Annotated in this window: 17 protein-coding genes; 13 read left to right on the top strand and 4 right to left on the bottom strand. The window is 51.7% G+C overall.

Going from position 1 to position 17465, the window contains the following annotated elements:
- Positions 1–154 precede the first annotated feature (154 nt).
- The 7 genes from priA to rraA all read left to right on the top strand — a co-directional run bounded on the left by priA (position 155) and on the right by rraA (position 8166).
- The gene (gene priA / locus AB1E22_RS09995; RefSeq protein WP_367595193.1) at positions 155–2350 is read left to right on the top strand and encodes a primosomal protein N'; all 2196 of its coding nucleotides are present in this window, start codon (positions 155–157) and stop codon (positions 2348–2350) included.
- Between the two features lie 165 nt (positions 2351–2515).
- Positions 2516–3550: a DNA-binding transcriptional regulator CytR gene (gene cytR, locus AB1E22_RS09990; protein ID WP_367595192.1), complete on the top strand. Its 1035-nt coding sequence runs from the start codon at positions 2516–2518 to the stop codon at positions 3548–3550.
- A gap of 89 nt (positions 3551–3639) precedes the next feature.
- Positions 3640–4617: a cell division protein FtsN gene (ftsN, locus tag AB1E22_RS09985; protein ID WP_367595191.1), complete on the top strand. Its 978-nt coding sequence runs from the start codon at positions 3640–3642 to the stop codon at positions 4615–4617.
- A 90-nt stretch (positions 4618–4707) separates the two neighbouring features.
- Positions 4708–5238 carry an ATP-dependent protease subunit HslV gene (hslV, locus tag AB1E22_RS09980; RefSeq protein ID WP_034461419.1) on the top strand — a complete coding sequence of 177 codons (531 nt, stop codon included), beginning with the start codon at positions 4708–4710 and terminating at the stop codon, positions 5236–5238.
- 9 nt (positions 5239–5247) lie between these two features.
- The gene (gene hslU / locus AB1E22_RS09975) at positions 5248–6582 is read left to right on the top strand and encodes an HslU--HslV peptidase ATPase subunit (protein ID WP_367595190.1); all 1335 of its coding nucleotides are present in this window, start codon (positions 5248–5250) and stop codon (positions 6580–6582) included.
- Positions 6583–6658: 76 nt separating this feature from the next.
- Positions 6659–7588 carry a 1,4-dihydroxy-2-naphthoate polyprenyltransferase gene (menA, locus tag AB1E22_RS09970; protein ID WP_367595189.1) on the top strand — a complete coding sequence of 310 codons (930 nt, stop codon included), beginning with the start codon at positions 6659–6661 and terminating at the stop codon, positions 7586–7588.
- A 92-nt stretch (positions 7589–7680) separates the two neighbouring features.
- The gene (gene rraA / locus AB1E22_RS09965; protein WP_367595188.1) at positions 7681–8166 is read left to right on the top strand and encodes a ribonuclease E activity regulator RraA; all 486 of its coding nucleotides are present in this window, start codon (positions 7681–7683) and stop codon (positions 8164–8166) included.
- Between the two features lie 122 nt (positions 8167–8288).
- Here rraA and zapB read toward each other — a convergent pair whose 3' ends face one another.
- Entirely contained in the window at positions 8289–8528 is a 240-nt protein-coding gene (gene zapB / locus AB1E22_RS09960) for a septal ring assembly protein ZapB (protein WP_367595187.1), read from the bottom strand.
- 443 nt (positions 8529–8971) lie between these two features.
- Here zapB and AB1E22_RS09955 point away from each other — a divergent pair, with 443 nt between their 5' ends.
- The 4 genes from AB1E22_RS09955 (at position 8972) to fpr (ending at position 13386) form a co-directional block, all read left to right on the top strand.
- Complete coding sequence (locus AB1E22_RS09955) at positions 8972–9823, top strand: MIP/aquaporin family protein (protein WP_367595186.1); 852 nt, start codon at positions 8972–8974, stop codon at positions 9821–9823.
- 21 nt (positions 9824–9844) lie between these two features.
- The gene (glpK, locus tag AB1E22_RS09950) at positions 9845–11359 is read left to right on the top strand and encodes a glycerol kinase GlpK (RefSeq protein WP_367595185.1); all 1515 of its coding nucleotides are present in this window, start codon (positions 9845–9847) and stop codon (positions 11357–11359) included.
- A 150-nt stretch (positions 11360–11509) separates the two neighbouring features.
- The gene (glpX, locus tag AB1E22_RS09945; protein ID WP_367595184.1) at positions 11510–12520 is read left to right on the top strand and encodes a class II fructose-bisphosphatase; all 1011 of its coding nucleotides are present in this window, start codon (positions 11510–11512) and stop codon (positions 12518–12520) included.
- A gap of 119 nt (positions 12521–12639) precedes the next feature.
- A complete protein-coding gene (gene fpr, locus AB1E22_RS09940) occupies positions 12640–13386 on the top strand; it encodes a ferredoxin--NADP(+) reductase (protein ID WP_367595183.1) in 747 nt (248 codons plus the stop codon).
- A 12-nt stretch (positions 13387–13398) separates the two neighbouring features.
- On the opposite strand, the gene AB1E22_RS09935 is transcribed toward fpr, so the two are convergent.
- Positions 13399–13818: a DUF805 domain-containing protein gene (locus tag AB1E22_RS09935; RefSeq protein WP_367595182.1), complete on the bottom strand. Its 420-nt coding sequence runs from the start codon at positions 13816–13818 to the stop codon at positions 13399–13401.
- A gap of 113 nt (positions 13819–13931) precedes the next feature.
- Between AB1E22_RS09935 and AB1E22_RS09930 the strand changes: the two genes are divergently transcribed.
- Entirely contained in the window at positions 13932–14528 is a 597-nt protein-coding gene (locus AB1E22_RS09930) for a DUF1454 family protein (protein WP_367595181.1), read from the top strand.
- 238 nt (positions 14529–14766) lie between these two features.
- Complete coding sequence (tpiA, locus tag AB1E22_RS09925) at positions 14767–15534, top strand: triose-phosphate isomerase (RefSeq protein ID WP_367595180.1); 768 nt, start codon at positions 14767–14769, stop codon at positions 15532–15534.
- 47 nt (positions 15535–15581) lie between these two features.
- On the opposite strand, the gene AB1E22_RS09920 is transcribed toward tpiA, so the two are convergent.
- Positions 15582–16340, bottom strand: a complete 759-nt coding sequence (locus tag AB1E22_RS09920; RefSeq protein ID WP_367595179.1) for a CDP-diacylglycerol diphosphatase — start codon at positions 16338–16340, stop codon at positions 15582–15584.
- Positions 16341–16431: 91 nt separating this feature from the next.
- The gene (locus AB1E22_RS09915; RefSeq protein WP_367595178.1) at positions 16432–17421 is read right to left on the bottom strand and encodes a sulfate ABC transporter substrate-binding protein; all 990 of its coding nucleotides are present in this window, start codon (positions 17419–17421) and stop codon (positions 16432–16434) included.
- Positions 17422–17465 lie beyond the last annotated feature (44 nt).

The following is a 17465-nucleotide window of genomic DNA, read 5'->3' as shown; positions in this document are numbered from 1 at the left end:
CGCGAAGTTGATAAGTTAGGTTTTTTGATACCAAAAACTGCGCATCAAAGGCGGCGAATCATACAGAACCCCGACCATGGATGCAAACTGATCCGCATTTTCTGGAACACACAGTGTACACTATCTCGTCATTTTTATCAGCCTGGATGTTTTAATGCCTGTCGCCCACGTCGCTTTACCGGTCCCTCTTGCCCGTACTTTTGACTATTTCATTCCCGAGGGAATGCAGATGGCATCAGGCTGTCGTGTCATGGTGCCGTTTGGTAAACGCCAGGCTGTCGGTATTGTCGTTGCGATAAGCGAGCATAGCGAATTACCCCTCAACGAGCTAAAGCCAGTGGCTGAGGTTCTGGATAGTGAATCGCTGTTTCCCGTTCCGCTATGGCGCGTACTGATATGGGCGGCTGAGTATTATCACCATCCGCTCGGCGATGTTCTTTTTCATGCTCTTCCTGGTTTATTGCGCCAGGGAAAGCCCGCGCACCATGCGCCACTGTGGTACTGGTTTGCCACGGAAGAAGGCAAAGCCGTTGATCTCAACAGCTTGAAACGCGCCCCTAAGCAGCAGCAGGCGCTGGCGGCGGTGCGGCAAAATATCCTCTGGCGGCATCAAATAGGCGAGCTGGAAATCAGTGAAACGGGCTTGCAGGCGCTGCGAGCGAAAGGGTTATGCGATCTGAAAAGTGCCGCGCCTTCTACTACGGACTGGCGCGATAGCTATTCAGTTGAAGGTGAGCGTTTACGCCTCAACACCGAGCAGGCCACGGCAATCGGGGCCATTCATAGTGCCGCCGACCATTTTGCCGTCTGGCTACTGGCGGGGATTACCGGCTCGGGCAAAACAGAAGTCTATCTCAGTGTGCTGGAAAACGTGCTGGCTCAGGGTAAACAAGCCTTGGTGCTCGTGCCAGAAATTGGCCTGACGCCACAAACCATCGCCCGTTTCCGTGAACGTTTTAACGCGCCGGTTGAAGTCTTGCATTCCGGTCTTAACGACAGCGAGCGCCTTGCCGTGTGGCTCAAAGCACGCAGTGGCGAAGCCGCGATTGTCATTGGTACCCGTTCATCGCTGTTCACACCATTTTGCCGACTCGGCGTTATCGTCATTGATGAAGAGCATGACAGCTCGTACAAACAGCAAGAAGGCTGGCGTTATCACGCACGCGATTTGGCGGTTTACCGTGCGCATGCGGAAGATATTCCTATTATTCTTGGCTCCGCAACGCCTGCGCTGGAAACGTTGCACAACGTTCAGGTGGGGAAATATCGGCAGTTGCGTCTGACCAAACGCGCCGGTAACGCCCGCCCGGCTACTCAGCAAGTGGTGGATTTAAAAGGTCAGCCGCTGAAATCCGGTCTCGCGCCCGCACTGATCAAAAAAATTGGTCAGCACCTGAAAGCGGATAATCAGGTGATCCTGTTTCTTAATCGCCGTGGATTTGCCCCAGCGCTGCTGTGCCATGAGTGTGGATGGATAGCGGAATGCCCGCGCTGCGACCACTATTACACCTACCACCAGGGCCAGCGCCATTTGCGTTGCCACCATTGCGATAGCCAAAGAGCCATTCCGCAGCAGTGCCCGCACTGTGGTTCAACTAACCTGGTGCCGGTCGGCATGGGGACAGAACAGCTCGAGCATAGTCTGGAGCCGGAATTTCCTGGCGTGCCGATTTCACGCATTGACCGCGATACAACCAGCCGTAAAGGTGCTCTTGAGCAACAACTGGCGGAAGTTCATCGCGGCGGCGCGCGCATTCTGATTGGTACGCAGATGTTAGCCAAAGGCCACCACTTCCCGGATGTCACGCTGGTGGCATTACTGGATGTCGATGGCGCCCTATTCTCTGCCGACTTCCGCGCCGCAGAGCGTTTTGCTCAACTGTATATTCAGGTTTCAGGCCGCGCCGGACGCGCAGGGAAACAGGGCGAAGTACTGTTACAAACGCACCACCCGGAGCACCCTTTATTACAAACGCTGCTCACCAAAGGTTATGACGATTTCGCAAGCCAGGCGCTAAAAGAGCGCCAGACCGTATTTTTGCCCCCGTTTACCAGCCACATCATGTTCCGTGCCGAAGACCAAAATAATCATCAGGCGCCGCTCTTTTTGCAGCAGTTACGAAACCTTCTGGAGTCCAGCCCATTGAGGGATGATCAACTCTGGATTATGGGACCGGTGCCCTGCCTACAGCCAAAACGCGGCGGTCGTTTCCGCTGGCAAATTCTTTTGCAACACCCTTCCCGGGCGCGTCTGCAACGCCTGGTTAGCCATTCGTTAAAATTGGTCAATACGTTACCGGAGTCACGGAAAGTGAAGTGGATGTTGGACGTTGACCCTACTGATGGTTAACCCAATGCCCTATGGATATGCGAAGCAGATCGAAAAATTCAACGACCATCACACTTTTAATGAAATAACTGTAACCAGCGCTCATCAATTTCTGCTAAGAATGTGAACATGGTCAGACACCACGGACGTTGTCAGCACCTGTAAAGTGCATGCGAGGAGAAGAAGTTGAAGCCGAAGAAGCAGGTTGCCAGTGCAACCATGAAAGATGTTGCCGTTCAGGCGAAAGTCTCAACTGCAACAGTATCCCGGGCGTTAATGAATCCGGAAAAAGTATCGCAAAGCACACGCAATCTTGTGGAACAGGCAGCCATCGCTGTTGGTTACTTACCCCATTCTTTGGGGCGAAATCTAAAGCGTAATGAATCGCGCACCATTTTGGTTATCGTCCCGGATATCTGCGACCCTTTCTTTAGCGAGATTATTCGCGGAATTGAAGTGACCGCCGCAGAGCAAGGCTATCTGGTGTTGATTGGTGATTGCGCTCATCAAAATCAGCAGGAAAAAACCTTCATCAATTTGATTGTAACTAAGCAAATTGACGGCATGTTGCTGCTCGGTTCACGTCTTCCCTTCGATGCAAGTATTGAAGAACAACGCAATTTGCCACCGATGGTGATGGCAAACGAATTTGCCCCTGAACTCGAACTGCCCACGGTTCATATTGATAACCTGACGGCCGCGTTTAACGCCGTTTACTATTTGCAGCAGCTAGGCCACCAAAGAATTGCCTGTATTGCAGGCCCTGAAGAAATGCCGCTTTGCCACTACCGCTTGCAAGGGTACGTCCAGGCATTGCGCCGCGCAGGAACAGTGATTGATCCGCACTATATCGCTCGGGGTAACTTTACCTATGAAGCGGGCGCTGCGGCGTTAACACAACTATTAGCCCTGCCAAATCCACCTACCGCAGTTTTCTGCCATAGCGACGTAATGGCGCTGGGTGCACTCTCTCACGCAAAACGCAGTGGCTTACGCGTGCCGGAAGATTTGTCCATTATGGGTTTCGATGACATCGCGCTGTCCCAGTTCTGTGACCCACCGCTCACCACCGTTGCGCAGCCCCGTTTCGATATCGGCCGGGAAGCTATGCTGTTGCTGTTGGACCAACTTAACGGCCACGCCGTGAGTAGTGGTTCGCGCTTGTTAGACTGCGAGCTCATTGAACGAGGCTCCACCAGCGCACCGGGCAGTAGAAAATGAACCGCTTTAGGACACTGGATTCTGGTCAAAGGGATGCCCATTAAGTAACATGGCGGGCTGATAAACGAAAAAAATATAGCGAATCAATAGTGGCACAACGAGATTATGTACGCCGCGGGCAATCGTCAGGTACGCGGCGTAAGAAAAGTAACACCCGCAGCAAGCAACGCAGCCTACCATCTGTCTCGCCGACAATGGTCGCTATTGCGGCCGCCGTCCTGGTGACCTTTATTGGCGCTCTGTACTTCATTACTCATCATAAAAAAGATGAAAGCGAAGCCCTGCCTGGTCATAAAGTTGCAGGCAATGGTCTGCCACCGAAACCAGAAGAGCGCTGGCGTTATATTAAAGAGCTGGAAAACCGCCAGACGGGCGTACGTAGCCCTACTGAACCAACGGCTGGTGGCGAAGTGCAGAACAAAGACCAGTTGACGAACGAACAGCGCCAGTTGCTTGAGCAAATGCAGTCAGATATGCGTCAGCAGCCAACTCAACTTAACGAAGTGCCGTGGAATGAGCAGACGCCAGAGCAGCGTCAGTACACGCTACAGCGCCAGAAAGTGATTCAGCAGCAGCAAATTCAACAACAGCAACAATATACGGCTCAACAAACGGCTCCACAGCCACGCGTTGTGCAGCAGCAATCGCAGCAGCCGCGTCCGGTGCAACAGCCACCACGCGCAGCGGCGTCAACGGTACAGCCGTATCAAGATTTGTTGCAAACGCCGCCGCATACTCAGCAGCGTGCAGCCCAGCCAAGTGCGCAGCCTAAAACGGCTCCGATTACCCGCGAAGAAGTTGCAAAAGTGGCCCCAGCACCTCAGGACAAGCCAAAAGATGAGAAGCGCTGGATGGTTCAGTGCGGTTCATTCAAAGGCAGTGAACAGGCTGAAACCGTGCGTGCGCAGCTTGCTTTCGAAGGGTTTGATTCGCGCATTACCACCAATAATGGCTGGAACCGTGTGGTCATTGGCCCAATCAAGGGCAAAGACAATGCCGACGGGACGCTCAACCGTCTGAAGATGGCTGGTCACGCTAACTGTATTCGTCTTGGCTCTGGGGGTTGAAACCCCCAAAATCCCCCCCATCTATAATTGCATTCAGCCCCGATAAAATATCGGGGTACTTATTTAGCTGATGCAATAAGGGGTCTGCTCGTGACAACAATAGTAAGTGTGCGCCGCAACGGCCATGTCGTAATCGGTGGTGATGGTCAGGCCACGCTCGGCAATACCGTAATGAAAGGCAACGTGAAAAAAGTGCGTCGTTTGTATAACGACAAAGTGATTGCCGGTTTTGCTGGCGGTACTGCAGATGCCTTTACCCTGTTCGAACTGTTTGAGCGCAAGCTTGAAATGCACCAGGGCCACCTGGTGAAAGCGGCAGTTGAACTGGCAAAAGACTGGCGTACTGACCGTATGCTGCGCAAACTTGAAGCGCTGCTGGCTGTCGCCGATGAAAATGCCTCCCTGATTATCACCGGTAACGGTGACGTTATTCAGCCAGAAGATGATCTGATCGCCATTGGTTCCGGTGGCCCATATGCCCAGGCTGCTGCCCGTGCGCTGCTTGAAAATACCGAATTGGGTGCGCGTGACATCGTAGAGAAATCGCTGGGGATCGCCGGTGATATCTGCATCTACACCAACCATTTCCACACTATCGAAGAATTAGCGTCTAAGGCGTAAGGAATCCCCATGTCTGAAATGACCCCACGCGAAATTGTCAGCGAACTGAACAAACATATTATTGGCCAGGACAATGCCAAGCGTTCCGTGGCGATTGCGCTGCGCAACCGCTGGCGCCGTATGCAGCTTGATGAAGAGCTGCGCCATGAAGTGACGCCAAAAAACATTCTGATGATCGGCCCAACCGGTGTCGGTAAAACTGAAATCGCTCGTCGTCTGGCTAAATTAGCTAACGCGCCGTTCATCAAAGTAGAAGCCACTAAATTCACCGAAGTGGGTTATGTTGGTAAAGAAGTGGATTCTATCATCCGCGATCTGACCGATTCCGCGATGAAAATGGTTCGCCTACAATCCATCGAGAAAAACCGTTATCGCGCTGAAGAGATGGCTGAAGAGCGTATTCTTGATGTTCTTCTGCCACCTGCAAAAAATAACTGGGGCCAGGCTGAAGCACCCGCTGAGCCCTCTGCCGCTCGCCAGTCTTTCCGTAAGAAACTGCGCGAAGGCCAGTTAGACGATAAAGAAATTGAGATCGATCTGGCTGCGGCACCGATGGGCGTTGAGATCATGGCTCCTCCGGGCATGGAAGAAATGACCAGCCAGTTGCAGTCTATGTTCCAGAACCTGGGCGGCCAGAAGCAAAAGCCTCGCAAGCTGAAAATCAAAGACGCGATGAAACTTCTGATTGAAGAAGAAGCCGCGAAGCTTGTGAACCCGGAAGAGCTGAAGCAAGACGCGATTGACGCCGTTGAGCAACACGGCATTGTGTTCATCGATGAGATCGACAAAATCTGTAAGCGCGGCGGCAACAGTTCCGGCCCGGACGTTTCTCGTGAAGGCGTTCAGCGCGATTTACTGCCGCTGGTTGAAGGCTGCACAGTTTCCACTAAACACGGTATGGTGAAAACTGACCATATTCTGTTTATCGCATCCGGCGCATTCCAGGTGGCCAGCCCATCCGATCTGATCCCTGAATTGCAGGGTCGTCTGCCGATTCGCGTTGAATTGCAGGCACTGACCGTTGAAGATTTCGAACGTATTCTGACTGAACCTAATGCCTCTATCACCGTGCAGTACAAGGCGCTGATGGGCACAGAGGGCGTGAATATCGACTTCACCGAAGACGGTATCCGTCGTATCGCTCAAGCCGCATGGCAAGTAAACGAATCCACCGAAAACATCGGTGCTCGTCGCCTGCACACTGTGCTGGAGCGTCTGGTAGAAGAGATCTCTTACGAGGCAAGTGAGATGAACGGCCAGTCCATCATGATTGATGGCGAGTATGTCAGCAAACATCTGGATGAGTTAGTAGCAGATGAAGACTTGAGCCGTTTTATCCTATAATCGCGCTCAACGTATTTTCTTCATTTCAAATGGAGGGCTTATGCCCTCCATTTTTTTATCTTTAACAGAGAGAACTATGAGCGAATCGCACTCTGTAAGCACGACTCAAGCCTGGCTTGAAAGCCTTCGTCCCCGCACTTTGCCTCTGGCTTTTGCTTCTATCGTCTGTGGTTCAGCGCTGGCTTACTGGCAGGGCGTATTTAATCCTGCTATCGCATTCCTGGCGCTACTGACCGCCGGTTTGCTGCAAATCCTTTCTAATCTGGCCAATGATTACGGCGATGCGGTAAAAGGTAGTGACAAAGAAGACCGTATCGGGCCGCTACGTGGGATGCAAAAAGGGGTCATCACGCAGGCGCAAATGAAAAAAGCGCTGATTATTACCGTGGTATTAATTTGCTTCTCAGGCCTGGCACTGGTGGCTGTCGCCTGCCGTACGCTGGCAGATTTTCTCGGCTTCCTGGCGCTGGGTTTGCTGGCAATTATTGCCGCGATTACCTACACCGTTGGCACTCGTCCCTATGGTTATATGGGGCTGGGCGATATTTCGGTACTGGTCTTTTTTGGCTGGTTGAGCGTGGCAGGGACCTGGTATCTGCAAGCGCATACTCTCGCTCCGTTAGTCTTTTTACCCGCAACGGCATGTGGCCTGCTGGCAACCGCGGTACTCAATATCAACAACCTGCGCGATATTGACAGTGACCGGGAAAACGGCAAAAACACGCTGGCGGTGCGCTTAGGGCCAGAGCTTGCCCGTCGCTATCACGCCTGCCTGCTGATGGGCGCTCTGGCATGCCTGGCGGTGTTTAATCTGATCTGGCTGCAAAACCTTTGGGGCTGGCTGTTTATCCTGGCGGCACCTTTGTTGATTAAGCAGACGCGTTACGTATTGCGCGAAGCGGAACCGGTCGCAATGCGTCCGATGCTTGAGCGCACGGTAAAAGGCGCATTACTCACTAACTTATTGTTTGCTGTAGGAGTTGTTCTCAGTACGGTGTCGTTTTAGCTGACAAATATCAATTAACAATTGATGATTTTGCCAACAGTTAACATTAAGCGATATACTGACAACTCGTGCAGCAACAGAATCTTAATCCTATGAAATATGATACTTCCGAGCTTTGCGACATCTATCAGGAAGATGTCAACGTCGTTGAACCGCTGTTTTCCAATTTCGGTGGGCGGTCGTCCTTTGGCGGGCAAATCATCACGGTGAAATGTTTCGAGGACAACGGATTGTTGTATGATCTGCTCGAACAAAATGGCCGTGGACGCGTGCTGTTAATTGATGGCGGTGGCTCTGTCCGTCGCGCGTTGATTGATGCGGAACTTGCCCGTCTGGCTGCTCAAAACGAGTGGGAAGGCATTGTGGTATACGGCGCAGTCCGTCAGGTTGATGACCTGGAAGAACTGGATATTGGTATTCAGGCGATTGCCGCTATTCCTGTGGGTTCTGCGGGTGTTGGCGTTGGTGAAAGTGATGTGCGCGTTAACTTCGGTGGCGTGACCTTTTTCTCCGGCGACCATCTCTACGCTGACAATACCGGTATCATCCTTTCCGAAGACCCCCTCGATATCGAATAACAAAACGGGCGCCCTGAGGCGCCCGTTCTTCTTTCTAAATACTCTTAGTAAATAATTCGAGTTGCAGGTAGGCGGCAAGGGAGAGCAGCCAACACCCCTGCGGCTCGAAGTATGACGGGTATTTAGACTTCTTCCATCTTACCTAACAGGGCATGCAGACGATCCTGCCAAACATGCTGCTGTTCTTTCAGAGAATTGTTTTCGCGAACTAATTCTTCGTGATTGCCCTGAGCCTGTTGAACTTGTTGAGACAAATTGTTGTTAGTCTCTTTCAGCTCTTCGATTTCCATTTGCAGCAGGGTAATGGTATCAATCGCCTGCTGTACTTTTGCTTCCAGTTTCTCAAACACTTCAAATGACATTTCGAACCTCTCCTGAATTGCAAGGCGTTGATGGATGTCTACATCCCCGTCCCGGATATTCCCCGAAGACACCTTATGAATATATGCGCTCCACGCAGCGTGTCTCGATTGTAAGTAGCGTGAGTAGCCGTGTCCAGCGAGTTCAAGCGCTCTTTGCGTAACATAACGTTTTTCGGCTTATGCCGAATGACCGGGCGGCCCAAAATCAGTATTTGTTAACGTCTTGATTACTTACCTGGGCATTTACGTTGCTTTTATTGGGTGATAATGCGCATTTTATAGCGCGTGATCGCTCATTTTTATGACGAGACACACAAATTCAACGTTCGATATTTCTCGTTTATGTTCGTTAACGATAAATTAACACTATGCCTACATGGCACCTGCGTGGCAGGGAAGCCCGAACAAACAATAATCATTAATTTTGCCTTCAGGACCCTATTATGAGTCAGACAGCTCCATCAACCTTGAAAGGTCAGTGCATCGCCGAGTTTATGGGTACCGCATTGTTGATTTTCTTTGGTGTAGGATGTGTTGCCGCCTTAAAAGTGGCGGGCGCCAGCTTCGGACAATGGGAAATCAGTATCATCTGGGGCCTGGGGGTGGCGATGGCTATCTACCTGACCGCAGGGGTTTCCGGCGCACATCTTAATCCGGCTGTAACCATCGCGCTTTGCCTGTTCGCCTGCTTCGATAAGCGTAAAGTACTGCCCTTTATCGTGTCGCAAATCGCAGGTGCGTTCTGCGCCGCAGCATTGGTCTATGGCCTGTATTACAATTTATTCCTCGATTACGAGCAGACGCATCACATGGTGCGCGGCAGCGTAGAAAGCCTGGATTTAGCCGGTATTTTCTCAACCTATCCAAATCCACACATTAATCTCGTTCAGGCATTTGCCGTGGAGATGATGATTACCGCTATTTTGATGGGCGTTATCCTGGCACTCACTGACGATGGCAACGGCATTCCTCGCGGCCCTTTAGCACCGCTGTTGATTGGTTTGTTGATTGCGGTCATCGGCGCATCCATGGGGCCATTGACCGGCTTTGCGATGAACCCAGCGCGTGATTTTGGCCCTAAACTTTTCGCCTGGCTTGCAGGCTGGGGCGATGTTGCCTTTACCGGTGGTCGCGATATTCCCTACTTCCTGGTGCCAGTGTTTGGCCCGATAGTAGGCGCGTCATTAGGTGCATTTGGCTACCGTAAGCTGATTGGCCGCCATTTACCATGCGATGTTTGTGTTGTGGAAGATGAGAAATCCAGCACTTCCACGCAACAAAATGCTTCTTTGTAAGACTGACTTCAGGACAAAACTATGAGCCACGAAAAAAAATACATTGTCGCACTCGACCAGGGTACCACCAGCTCCCGCGCGGTCGTCCTGGATCACGATGCCAACGTCGTTAGCGTTTCACAGCGCGAGTTTCAGCAAATTTATCCGAAAGCAGGATGGGTAGAGCACGACCCGATGGAGATTTGGGCGACACAAAGCTCAACGCTGGTCGAAGTCCTGGCAAAGGCCGACATCAACTCAGACCAGATTGCCGCCATCGGTATCACCAACCAGCGTGAAACCGCGATTGTCTGGGAAAAAGAGACCGGCAAACCTATTTACAACGCCATCGTCTGGCAGTGCCGCCGTACCGCAGAAATCTGCGAGCAACTCAAACGTGACGGCCTCGAAGAGTACATCAAATCAGCCACCGGCCTGGTCGTTGACCCGTATTTCTCCGGTACCAAAGTGAAGTGGATCCTTGACCACGTGGAAGGCTCACGTGAGCGTGCGCGCCGTGGCGAACTGCTGTTTGGTACGGTCGATACCTGGCTAATCTGGAAAATGACTCAAGGCCGTGTGCACGTTACCGATTACACCAACGCTTCGCGTACCATGATGTTCAATATTCACGACCTGACGTGGGATGATCGCATGCTGGAAGCGCTCGATATTCCACGCGCTATGCTGCCAGAGGTGCGTAAATCCTCAGAAGTTTATGGTCAGACCAACATCGGCGGTAAAGGCGGGACGCGTATTCCCATCGCCGGGATCGCCGGTGACCAGCAGGCCGCCCTATTCGGCCAACTGTGCGTTAAAGAAGGGATGGCGAAAAATACCTACGGCACAGGCTGCTTTATGCTGATGAATACCGGCACGCAGGCGGTTAAATCGACCCACGGCTTGCTGACGACCATTGCCTGCGGCCCACGAGGCGAAGTGAATTACGCTCTGGAAGGAGCGGTATTCATGGGCGGCGCGTCTATTCAGTGGCTGCGCGATGAGATGAAACTGATAAGCGATGCAACAGACTCTGAGTACTTTGCCACGAAAGTAAAAGATACCAACGGCGTGTATGTCGTTCCGGCCTTTACAGGGCTCGGCGCACCTTACTGGGACCCGTATGCCCGCGGCGCAATCTTCGGCCTGACTCGCGGTGTGAACGCAAACCATATTATCCGTGCCACACTCGAATCCATCGCTTACCAAACGCGTGATGTTCTGGAAGCAATGCAAGCCGACGCAGATATTCGTCTGCATGCCCTGCGCGTCGATGGCGGTGCGGTAGCGAATAACTTCCTGATGCAATTCCAGTCTGACATTTTGGGAACGCGCGTGGAGCGTCCTGAAGTGCGTGAAGTTACGGCGTTGGGTGCCGCTTATCTGGCAGGTCTTGCGGTTGGCTTCTGGCAGAATCTGGACGAAGTGAGCGAGAAAGCGGTTATCGAGAAAGAGTTCCGTCCGGGTATCGAAACCACCGAACGTAATTACCGCTACGCTGGCTGGAAAAAAGCCGTTAAGCGTGCGCTGGCCTGGGAAGATCACGAAGAAAACTAAGTATTGATATAGCCTCCTTACTCTCTCCCTCTCCTGTGGGAGAGGGTTGGGATGAGGGCATCCTGTTTCCATACCAACACTACGCTTTCCCTGACGATCCCCCGCCTGTGCTAAACTCCGTCGCAATTCTACTTGCTAAATGAGTGTGCAATGAGACGAGAACTTGCGATTGAATTTTCCCGTGTAACCGAAGCCGCAGCGCTGGCGGGTTATAAATGGTTAGGCCGTGGCGATAAAAATACTGCCGATGGCGCAGCCGTCCACGCCATGCGTATTATGCTCAATCAGGTCAATATTGACGGCCAGATTGTGATTGGCGAAGGGGAAATCGACGAAGCGCCGATGCTCTATATTGGCGAAAAAGTCGGTACCGGCCAGGGTGATGCGGTAGATATCGCCGTCGACCCTATAGAGGGTACGCGCATGACAGCCATGGGCCAGGCCAATGCGCTGGCTGTGCTGGCGGTGGGCGATAAAGGCAGCTTCCTCAACGCGCCTGATATGTACATGGAAAAACTGATTGTAGGCCCTGGGGCCAGAGGCATTATCGACCTTAACCTGCCGTTAGCTGAAAACCTTTATAACATCGCTGTTGCACTCAACAAACCGCTGAGTGAACTGACCGTTACGATTCTCGCTAAACCTCGCCATGACACCACAATTGTCGAATTACAAAAGCTTGGCGTGCGCGTTTTCGCCATTCCTGACGGTGACGTAGCCGCGTCAATTCTGACCTGCATGCCGGATAGCGAAGTTGATGTAATGTACGGTATTGGTGGCGCTCCTGAAGGCGTGATTTCCGCAGCCGTCATTCGCGCGTTAGATGGCGATATGCAAGGCCGCTTGTTGGCTCGTCACCATGTCAAAGGCGACAACGAAGAAAATCGCCGTATCGGCGAGCAAGAACTTGCGCGTTGCATAGCAATGGGTATCGAAGCGGGCGCGGTGTTAAAGCTTGATGATATGGCGCGCAATGACAACGTTATTTTCTCCGCAACCGGCATTACCAAAGGCGATCTGCTGGATGGCATTACCCGCAAGGGGAATATGGCAACCACCGAAACGCTGCTGATTCGGGGTAAATCTCGCACGATTCGTCGCATCAAATCGATTCACTATCTTGACCGCAAAGACCCGGACGTTCAGACGCATATTCTGTAACGCTGCCGTTTGTCTGATTGAGCTTTCCAGCTCTCGGCGGCTGGAAATCTCACATTTTTCTGGGGAAGATAGGGCAAAAGCAACACCTTCTAAATTACTCGAATTGCAGGAAGAACATCATGGCGGAATGGGTTAAAGGTAAAGTTATCCAGGTACAAAACTGGACTGACGCTCTTTTTAGTCTCACAGTTCATGCGCCCGTCGACCCCTTCACCGCAGGGCAATTTACCAAGCTTGGGTTGGAAGTTGATGGCGAACGCGTCCAGCGCGCCTATTCCTACGTCAATGCGCCAAGCGATCCTAATCTTGAGTTTTACCTGGTGACCGTTCCTGAGGGCAAACTGAGCCCTCGCCTACATGCTCTGCAACCGGGCGATGAAGTTATGCTGGTTAGCGAAGCAGCAGGTTTCTTTGTATTGGATGAAGTACCGGATTGCCAGACGCTGTGGATGCTGGCGACAGGCACGGCATTGGGGCCCTATCTTTCGATTTTGCAGGAAGGTAAAGGGCTGGAGCGATTCGAGAATATCGTTTTGCTGCACGCGGTACGTTATGCGCAAGATTTGAGCTACCTGCCTTTGATGCAGAAGCTCCAGCAGCAATATGAAGGGAAGTTACGTATTCAGACTGTCGTGAGTCGGGAATCAGTTCCGGGTTCATTAACCGGGCGCGTGCCTGCACTCATTGAAAGCGGTGAACTTGAAGCGGCGGTAGGCCTGCCAATGAATATCGAGACCAGCCATGTGATGCTGTGCGGTAACCCACAAATGGTTCGCGACACGCAACAGTTGCTGAAAGATACCCGGCAGATGACCAAACATTTGCGCCGTCGACCGGGCCATATGACCGCAGAACACTACTGGTAACGTAATGGCTTATTAGCGGTATTTCACTTCGCTAGTGTCTTTGCCAAATCGGTTTTCACCCTGGGTGCCAACAAACGCGCCCAGGTCCATGATAACCATCACCAGAATCAGGGTCGGGATAAAACGCCCTAAACCCCACTGCGCTAAAGTGCCGAAAGTTTCCCAGTTCCCCGCCAGCAACAACCAGGCAGGAATAAACAGTAGCGCCCACCAGCCTTTCTTGTTTCTGTCGTGCAGACGTTTCACAATCACGGCGGCCGTCGGAATCAACGACCCCGATAAAAAGAAACCGGCGGTGGAATAAGGCATAATTTCCGCACCCGCGAGGGTGAAGAGAATAATCAGCGCAACTAACCAAACGCCAATCCAAATCCAGAAGTCACGGCGTCCAATACGTCCGCTAAAAGAGAACAGCCATTGCTGTATGGTCATGGTAAGGTCCATTTTATTGTTTAGCGCCGTAGTGTACCCTGGCAACGCCGGGTTTTGACAAGCCAACGGAATGCCGATTTAATCGGGAAAGGGATTCACTGGAGAATTTGTCGATGAGATATCTGTTTGCCGCTCTGGCTTTTTTGGCGCTACCCGCCACGGTGGCCTGGGCCGATCCGCCTGCAGATTCTGCCTCAACGTTACAGGCCGCCCCGTATTTACTGGCGGGAGCCCCAACATTTGATATGAATATTACGCAATTTCGGGAAAAATTCACCGCCGCAAACCCGTCTTTGCCGATCAACGAATTTCGCGCCATCGATTCTGCTGCGGATGAGGTGAACCTGATGCGCGCTGCCAGTAAAATCAATGAGAACCTCTATTCCTCCGCAGCGCTTGAGCGCGGTACGCTAAAAATAAAGTCCATTCAGATAACGTGGCTGCCCATTCAAGGGCCCGAGCAAAAAACTGCGCGCGCGAAAGCCAATGAGTATATGGCGGCAGTGATTCGTACGTTCACTTCGTCGCTTTCTAAACAGCAAAGCGTGGCAAAACTCACCAAACTTCTCACGGACGGAAAGAATAAACGCTATTACGCGCAAACCGATGGCGCTATTCGCTATGTTGTCGCGGATAACGGAGAAAAAGGGCTTACCTTCGCTGTTGAACCGATTAAGCTGACGCTAGCTGAAACGCTTAACACCAATTAAATATACCCATTAGCATTCGAGTCGCAGGTAGGCGGCCAGGGAGCTTATCCGATGAGCTTACTAAGGTAAGTGATTCGGGTAAGTGAGTGCAGCTAACACCCCTGCGGCTTGAAGGATGATGGGTATATATGACAAAAAGCAAAGCCTTTAGCTTGCTGAGTCTCTATACTGTTTCACAGACCATGCTGCCCTGAATGGCAGCGATTCTTTTATTTGTTTGACCTTGTGGAGAATAAAGATGCGACATCCTTTGGTGATGGGTAACTGGAAACTGAACGGCAGCAAGCACATGGTACACGAGCTGATTGCTGGCTTACGCAAAGAGCTGGCTGGCGTTGCTGGCTGTGGCGTTGCTATCGCTCCTCCTACTATGTACCTGGATCTGGCTAAACATGCTGCTTCTGGTAGCCACATCATTCTTGGTGCTCAGAACGTTGACCTGAACCTGTCTGGCGCATTCACCGGGGAAGTTTCCGCAGAGATGCTGAAAGATGTTGGTGCTAAATACATCATCATCGGTCACTCCGAGCGTCGTACTTACCACGCAGAGTCTGACGAACTGATCGCTAAAAAATTCGCAATCCTGAAAGAAGTTGGCCTGATCCCAGTTCTTTGCATCGGCGAAACTGAAGCAGAAAACGAAGCGGGCAAAACTGAAGAAGTGTGTGCACGTCAGATTGATGCCGTTCTGAAAACTCAGGGCGCAAACGCGTTCGAAGGTGCAGTGATCGCTTACGAACCAGTTTGGGCAATCGGTACGGGTAAATCTGCAACTCCTGCTCAAGCTCAGGCTGTTCACAAATTCATTCGTGACCACATTGCTAAAGCTGACGCTAAAGTGGCTGAACAAGTCATTATCCAGTACGGCGGTTCCGTAAACGATAAAAACGCAGCAGAGCTGTTTGCTCAGCCAGACATCGATGGCGCGCTGGTTGGCGGTGCATCTCTGAAAGCTGACGCATTTGCAGTTATCGTTAAAGCGGCTGCTGAAGCGAAAAAAGCATAAGTTTTCTCGCTTAAAAATATTAAGGCTCTGCTCCGGCAGGGCCTTTATTATTTCAGTAGTTCGCAGCTGTGATCTTGCAGTTGTTCCGCAGAAGCCAAATTCAAACGCAGTAAATTCCGCTCCGTCGCCAACGCGACCCACTCCCCATCCCTCAGTTGCGCCATCGCCAGGCTATAACGCCCCATATGTTCGCGAGCCTGCGGTACCTGAGATGCCAGCATAATAAATGGGCTACGCTGCAAAAACTCAGCCTCAGTGACTTTCCTTGCGATATACACGTTTCCTGCCAGCGGTACCGGGAAATTCTGCCAGTCGCTATTCAAGCTTTTTGCATACTGATTTAACTGGCTACGCACGTCCGGGCGCAAACATGAAATATGGATGTGTAGCTGATTCTGGGTGCGTCCGGTGGTGGAGTTGATGGTGAGAGAGATAACCTCATCAGGAACGTACGCTCCCCGTCGCTGGCTCATAACAGCGCGCTGCTGCCACGCCAGCCAGAAGAAATTAGCCGTTTTAGCCTGCAATAACTCCGGGCTTTCCATGCCTTTCATTTTCACCGTAGGCAACAACAGGTATTGCAGCGGGCCATTAATGTCTTTTAACAATGCGTATCCGGACCGCAAATCGACTTTGGCACAAGGCTCAGGGTTTTGGTTATCACGCTGATGGGGAACACATTGCTGGCTGACGATACGCCAAAGGGCGTCAGGGTGATGCAGATATTGCCGGAGGCTAAACCAGCTTACAGCGGCAACTATCAACAAAAGAATGACGAGAACTATCGTGCGCCGACGCCGCTGCATGAAAACCTCAGGACCAAGAGAGAGTTTTCAGCGTAACGCAAACTCCGGGAACTCAAAAGCAAAACGGCCCTTTTCAGGGCCGTCATTATATTTAACGCTGGCTAATTTGGTCGAAGGTTCCGCCATTCGAGAAATGTTCTTTCTGCGCTTTGGTCCAGCCGCCGAATTCTTCATCAATGGTATACAGCTTCAGTTTCGGGAAAGTATTTTCGTATTTTTTCGCGACATCCGCATTACGTGGGCGGTAGTAATTCTTCGCGGCGATTTCCTGTCCTTCCGGTGAGTACAGGTATTTCAGATACTCTTCGGCAACTTTCTGAGTTCCTTTCTTCTCGACCACTTTGTCGACCACGGAAACAGTCGGCTCCGCAAGAATAGACTCGCTCGGAGTAACAATTTCAAACTTGTCTTTGCCCAACTCGTTGGTTGCCAGCAGCGCTTCGTTTTCCCAGGCAATCAGCACATCGCCAATACCACGCTCTACGAAGGTATTCGTTGAACCGCGTGCGCCGGAATCCAGCACTTCAACGTTCTTATAAACAGCTTTCACGAAATCCTGAGCTTTGGCTTGATCGTTGTTATTGTGATGCAAGGCATAGCCCCACGCGGCCAGATAGTTCCAGCGTGCGCCGCCAGAACTTTTTGGGTTCGGGGTGATAATTGAAACGCCCGGTTTAATCAGATCGTTCCAGTCATGAATTTGTTTAGGGTTGCCTTTACGCACCAGGAACACGATGGTCGATGTGTACGGGGCAGAGTTATCCGGCAGGCGTTTAATCCAGTTTTTGTCGATACGGCCACGCTCGGCAATCGCATCAACATCGTAGGCCAGCGCCAGCGTCACGACGTCCGCTTCAATACCGTTGATTACGGATGTGGCTTGTTTGCCTGAACCACCGTGAGACTGACGAATAACCACGTTATCGCCGGTTTGCTGCTTCCAGTGAGCACTGAACGCCTTGTTATACTCGTCATAAAGCTCGCGAGTGGGATCGTAAGAGACGTTAAGTAACTGAATATCTTTCGCCAGAACACTGCTTGATGCCAACAGTAATGTAAGCCCTACTCCCCACTTATTCATCGCTCGCTCTCTTTTATCAGTTTTGATGAAAGCAGCGTGCCAGA

It is taken from the genome of Buttiauxella gaviniae (assembly GCF_040786275.1).
GTDB lineage: Bacteria > Pseudomonadota > Gammaproteobacteria > Enterobacterales > Enterobacteriaceae > Buttiauxella > Buttiauxella gaviniae_A.
Note: the sequence above shows the minus strand (reverse complement) of the source record. Positions and strands in the feature narration are given on the sequence as shown.

Excerpts from the sequence above, each read along its gene's own strand:
- AB1E22_RS09915 (WP_367595178.1), bottom strand. The coding sequence starts at position 17,421 with ATGAATAAGTGGGGAGTAGGGCTTACATTACTGTTGGCATCAAGCAGT.
- zapB (WP_367595187.1), bottom strand. The coding sequence starts at position 8,528 with ATGTCATTTGAAGTGTTTGAGAAACTGGAAGCAAAAGTACAGCAGGCG.
- menA (WP_367595189.1), top strand. The coding sequence starts at position 6,659 with ATGAGCGAATCGCACTCTGTAAGCACGACTCAAGCCTGGCTTGAAAGC.
- rraA (WP_367595188.1), top strand. The coding sequence starts at position 7,681 with ATGAAATATGATACTTCCGAGCTTTGCGACATCTATCAGGAAGATGTC.
- fpr (WP_367595183.1), top strand. The coding sequence starts at position 12,640 with ATGGCGGAATGGGTTAAAGGTAAAGTTATCCAGGTACAAAACTGGACT.
- AB1E22_RS09920 (WP_367595179.1), bottom strand. The coding sequence starts at position 16,340 with ATGCAGCGGCGTCGGCGCACGATAGTTCTCGTCATTCTTTTGTTGATA.
- glpX (WP_367595184.1), top strand. The coding sequence starts at position 11,510 with ATGAGACGAGAACTTGCGATTGAATTTTCCCGTGTAACCGAAGCCGCA.
- tpiA (WP_367595180.1), top strand. The coding sequence starts at position 14,767 with ATGCGACATCCTTTGGTGATGGGTAACTGGAAACTGAACGGCAGCAAG.
- glpK (WP_367595185.1), top strand. The coding sequence starts at position 9,845 with ATGAGCCACGAAAAAAAATACATTGTCGCACTCGACCAGGGTACCACC.
- AB1E22_RS09930 (WP_367595181.1), top strand. The coding sequence starts at position 13,932 with ATGAGATATCTGTTTGCCGCTCTGGCTTTTTTGGCGCTACCCGCCACG.
- priA (WP_367595193.1), top strand. The coding sequence starts at position 155 with ATGCCTGTCGCCCACGTCGCTTTACCGGTCCCTCTTGCCCGTACTTTT.
- hslU (WP_367595190.1), top strand. The coding sequence starts at position 5,248 with ATGTCTGAAATGACCCCACGCGAAATTGTCAGCGAACTGAACAAACAT.
- AB1E22_RS09935 (WP_367595182.1), bottom strand. The coding sequence starts at position 13,818 with ATGACCATACAGCAATGGCTGTTCTCTTTTAGCGGACGTATTGGACGC.
- AB1E22_RS09955 (WP_367595186.1), top strand. The coding sequence starts at position 8,972 with ATGAGTCAGACAGCTCCATCAACCTTGAAAGGTCAGTGCATCGCCGAG.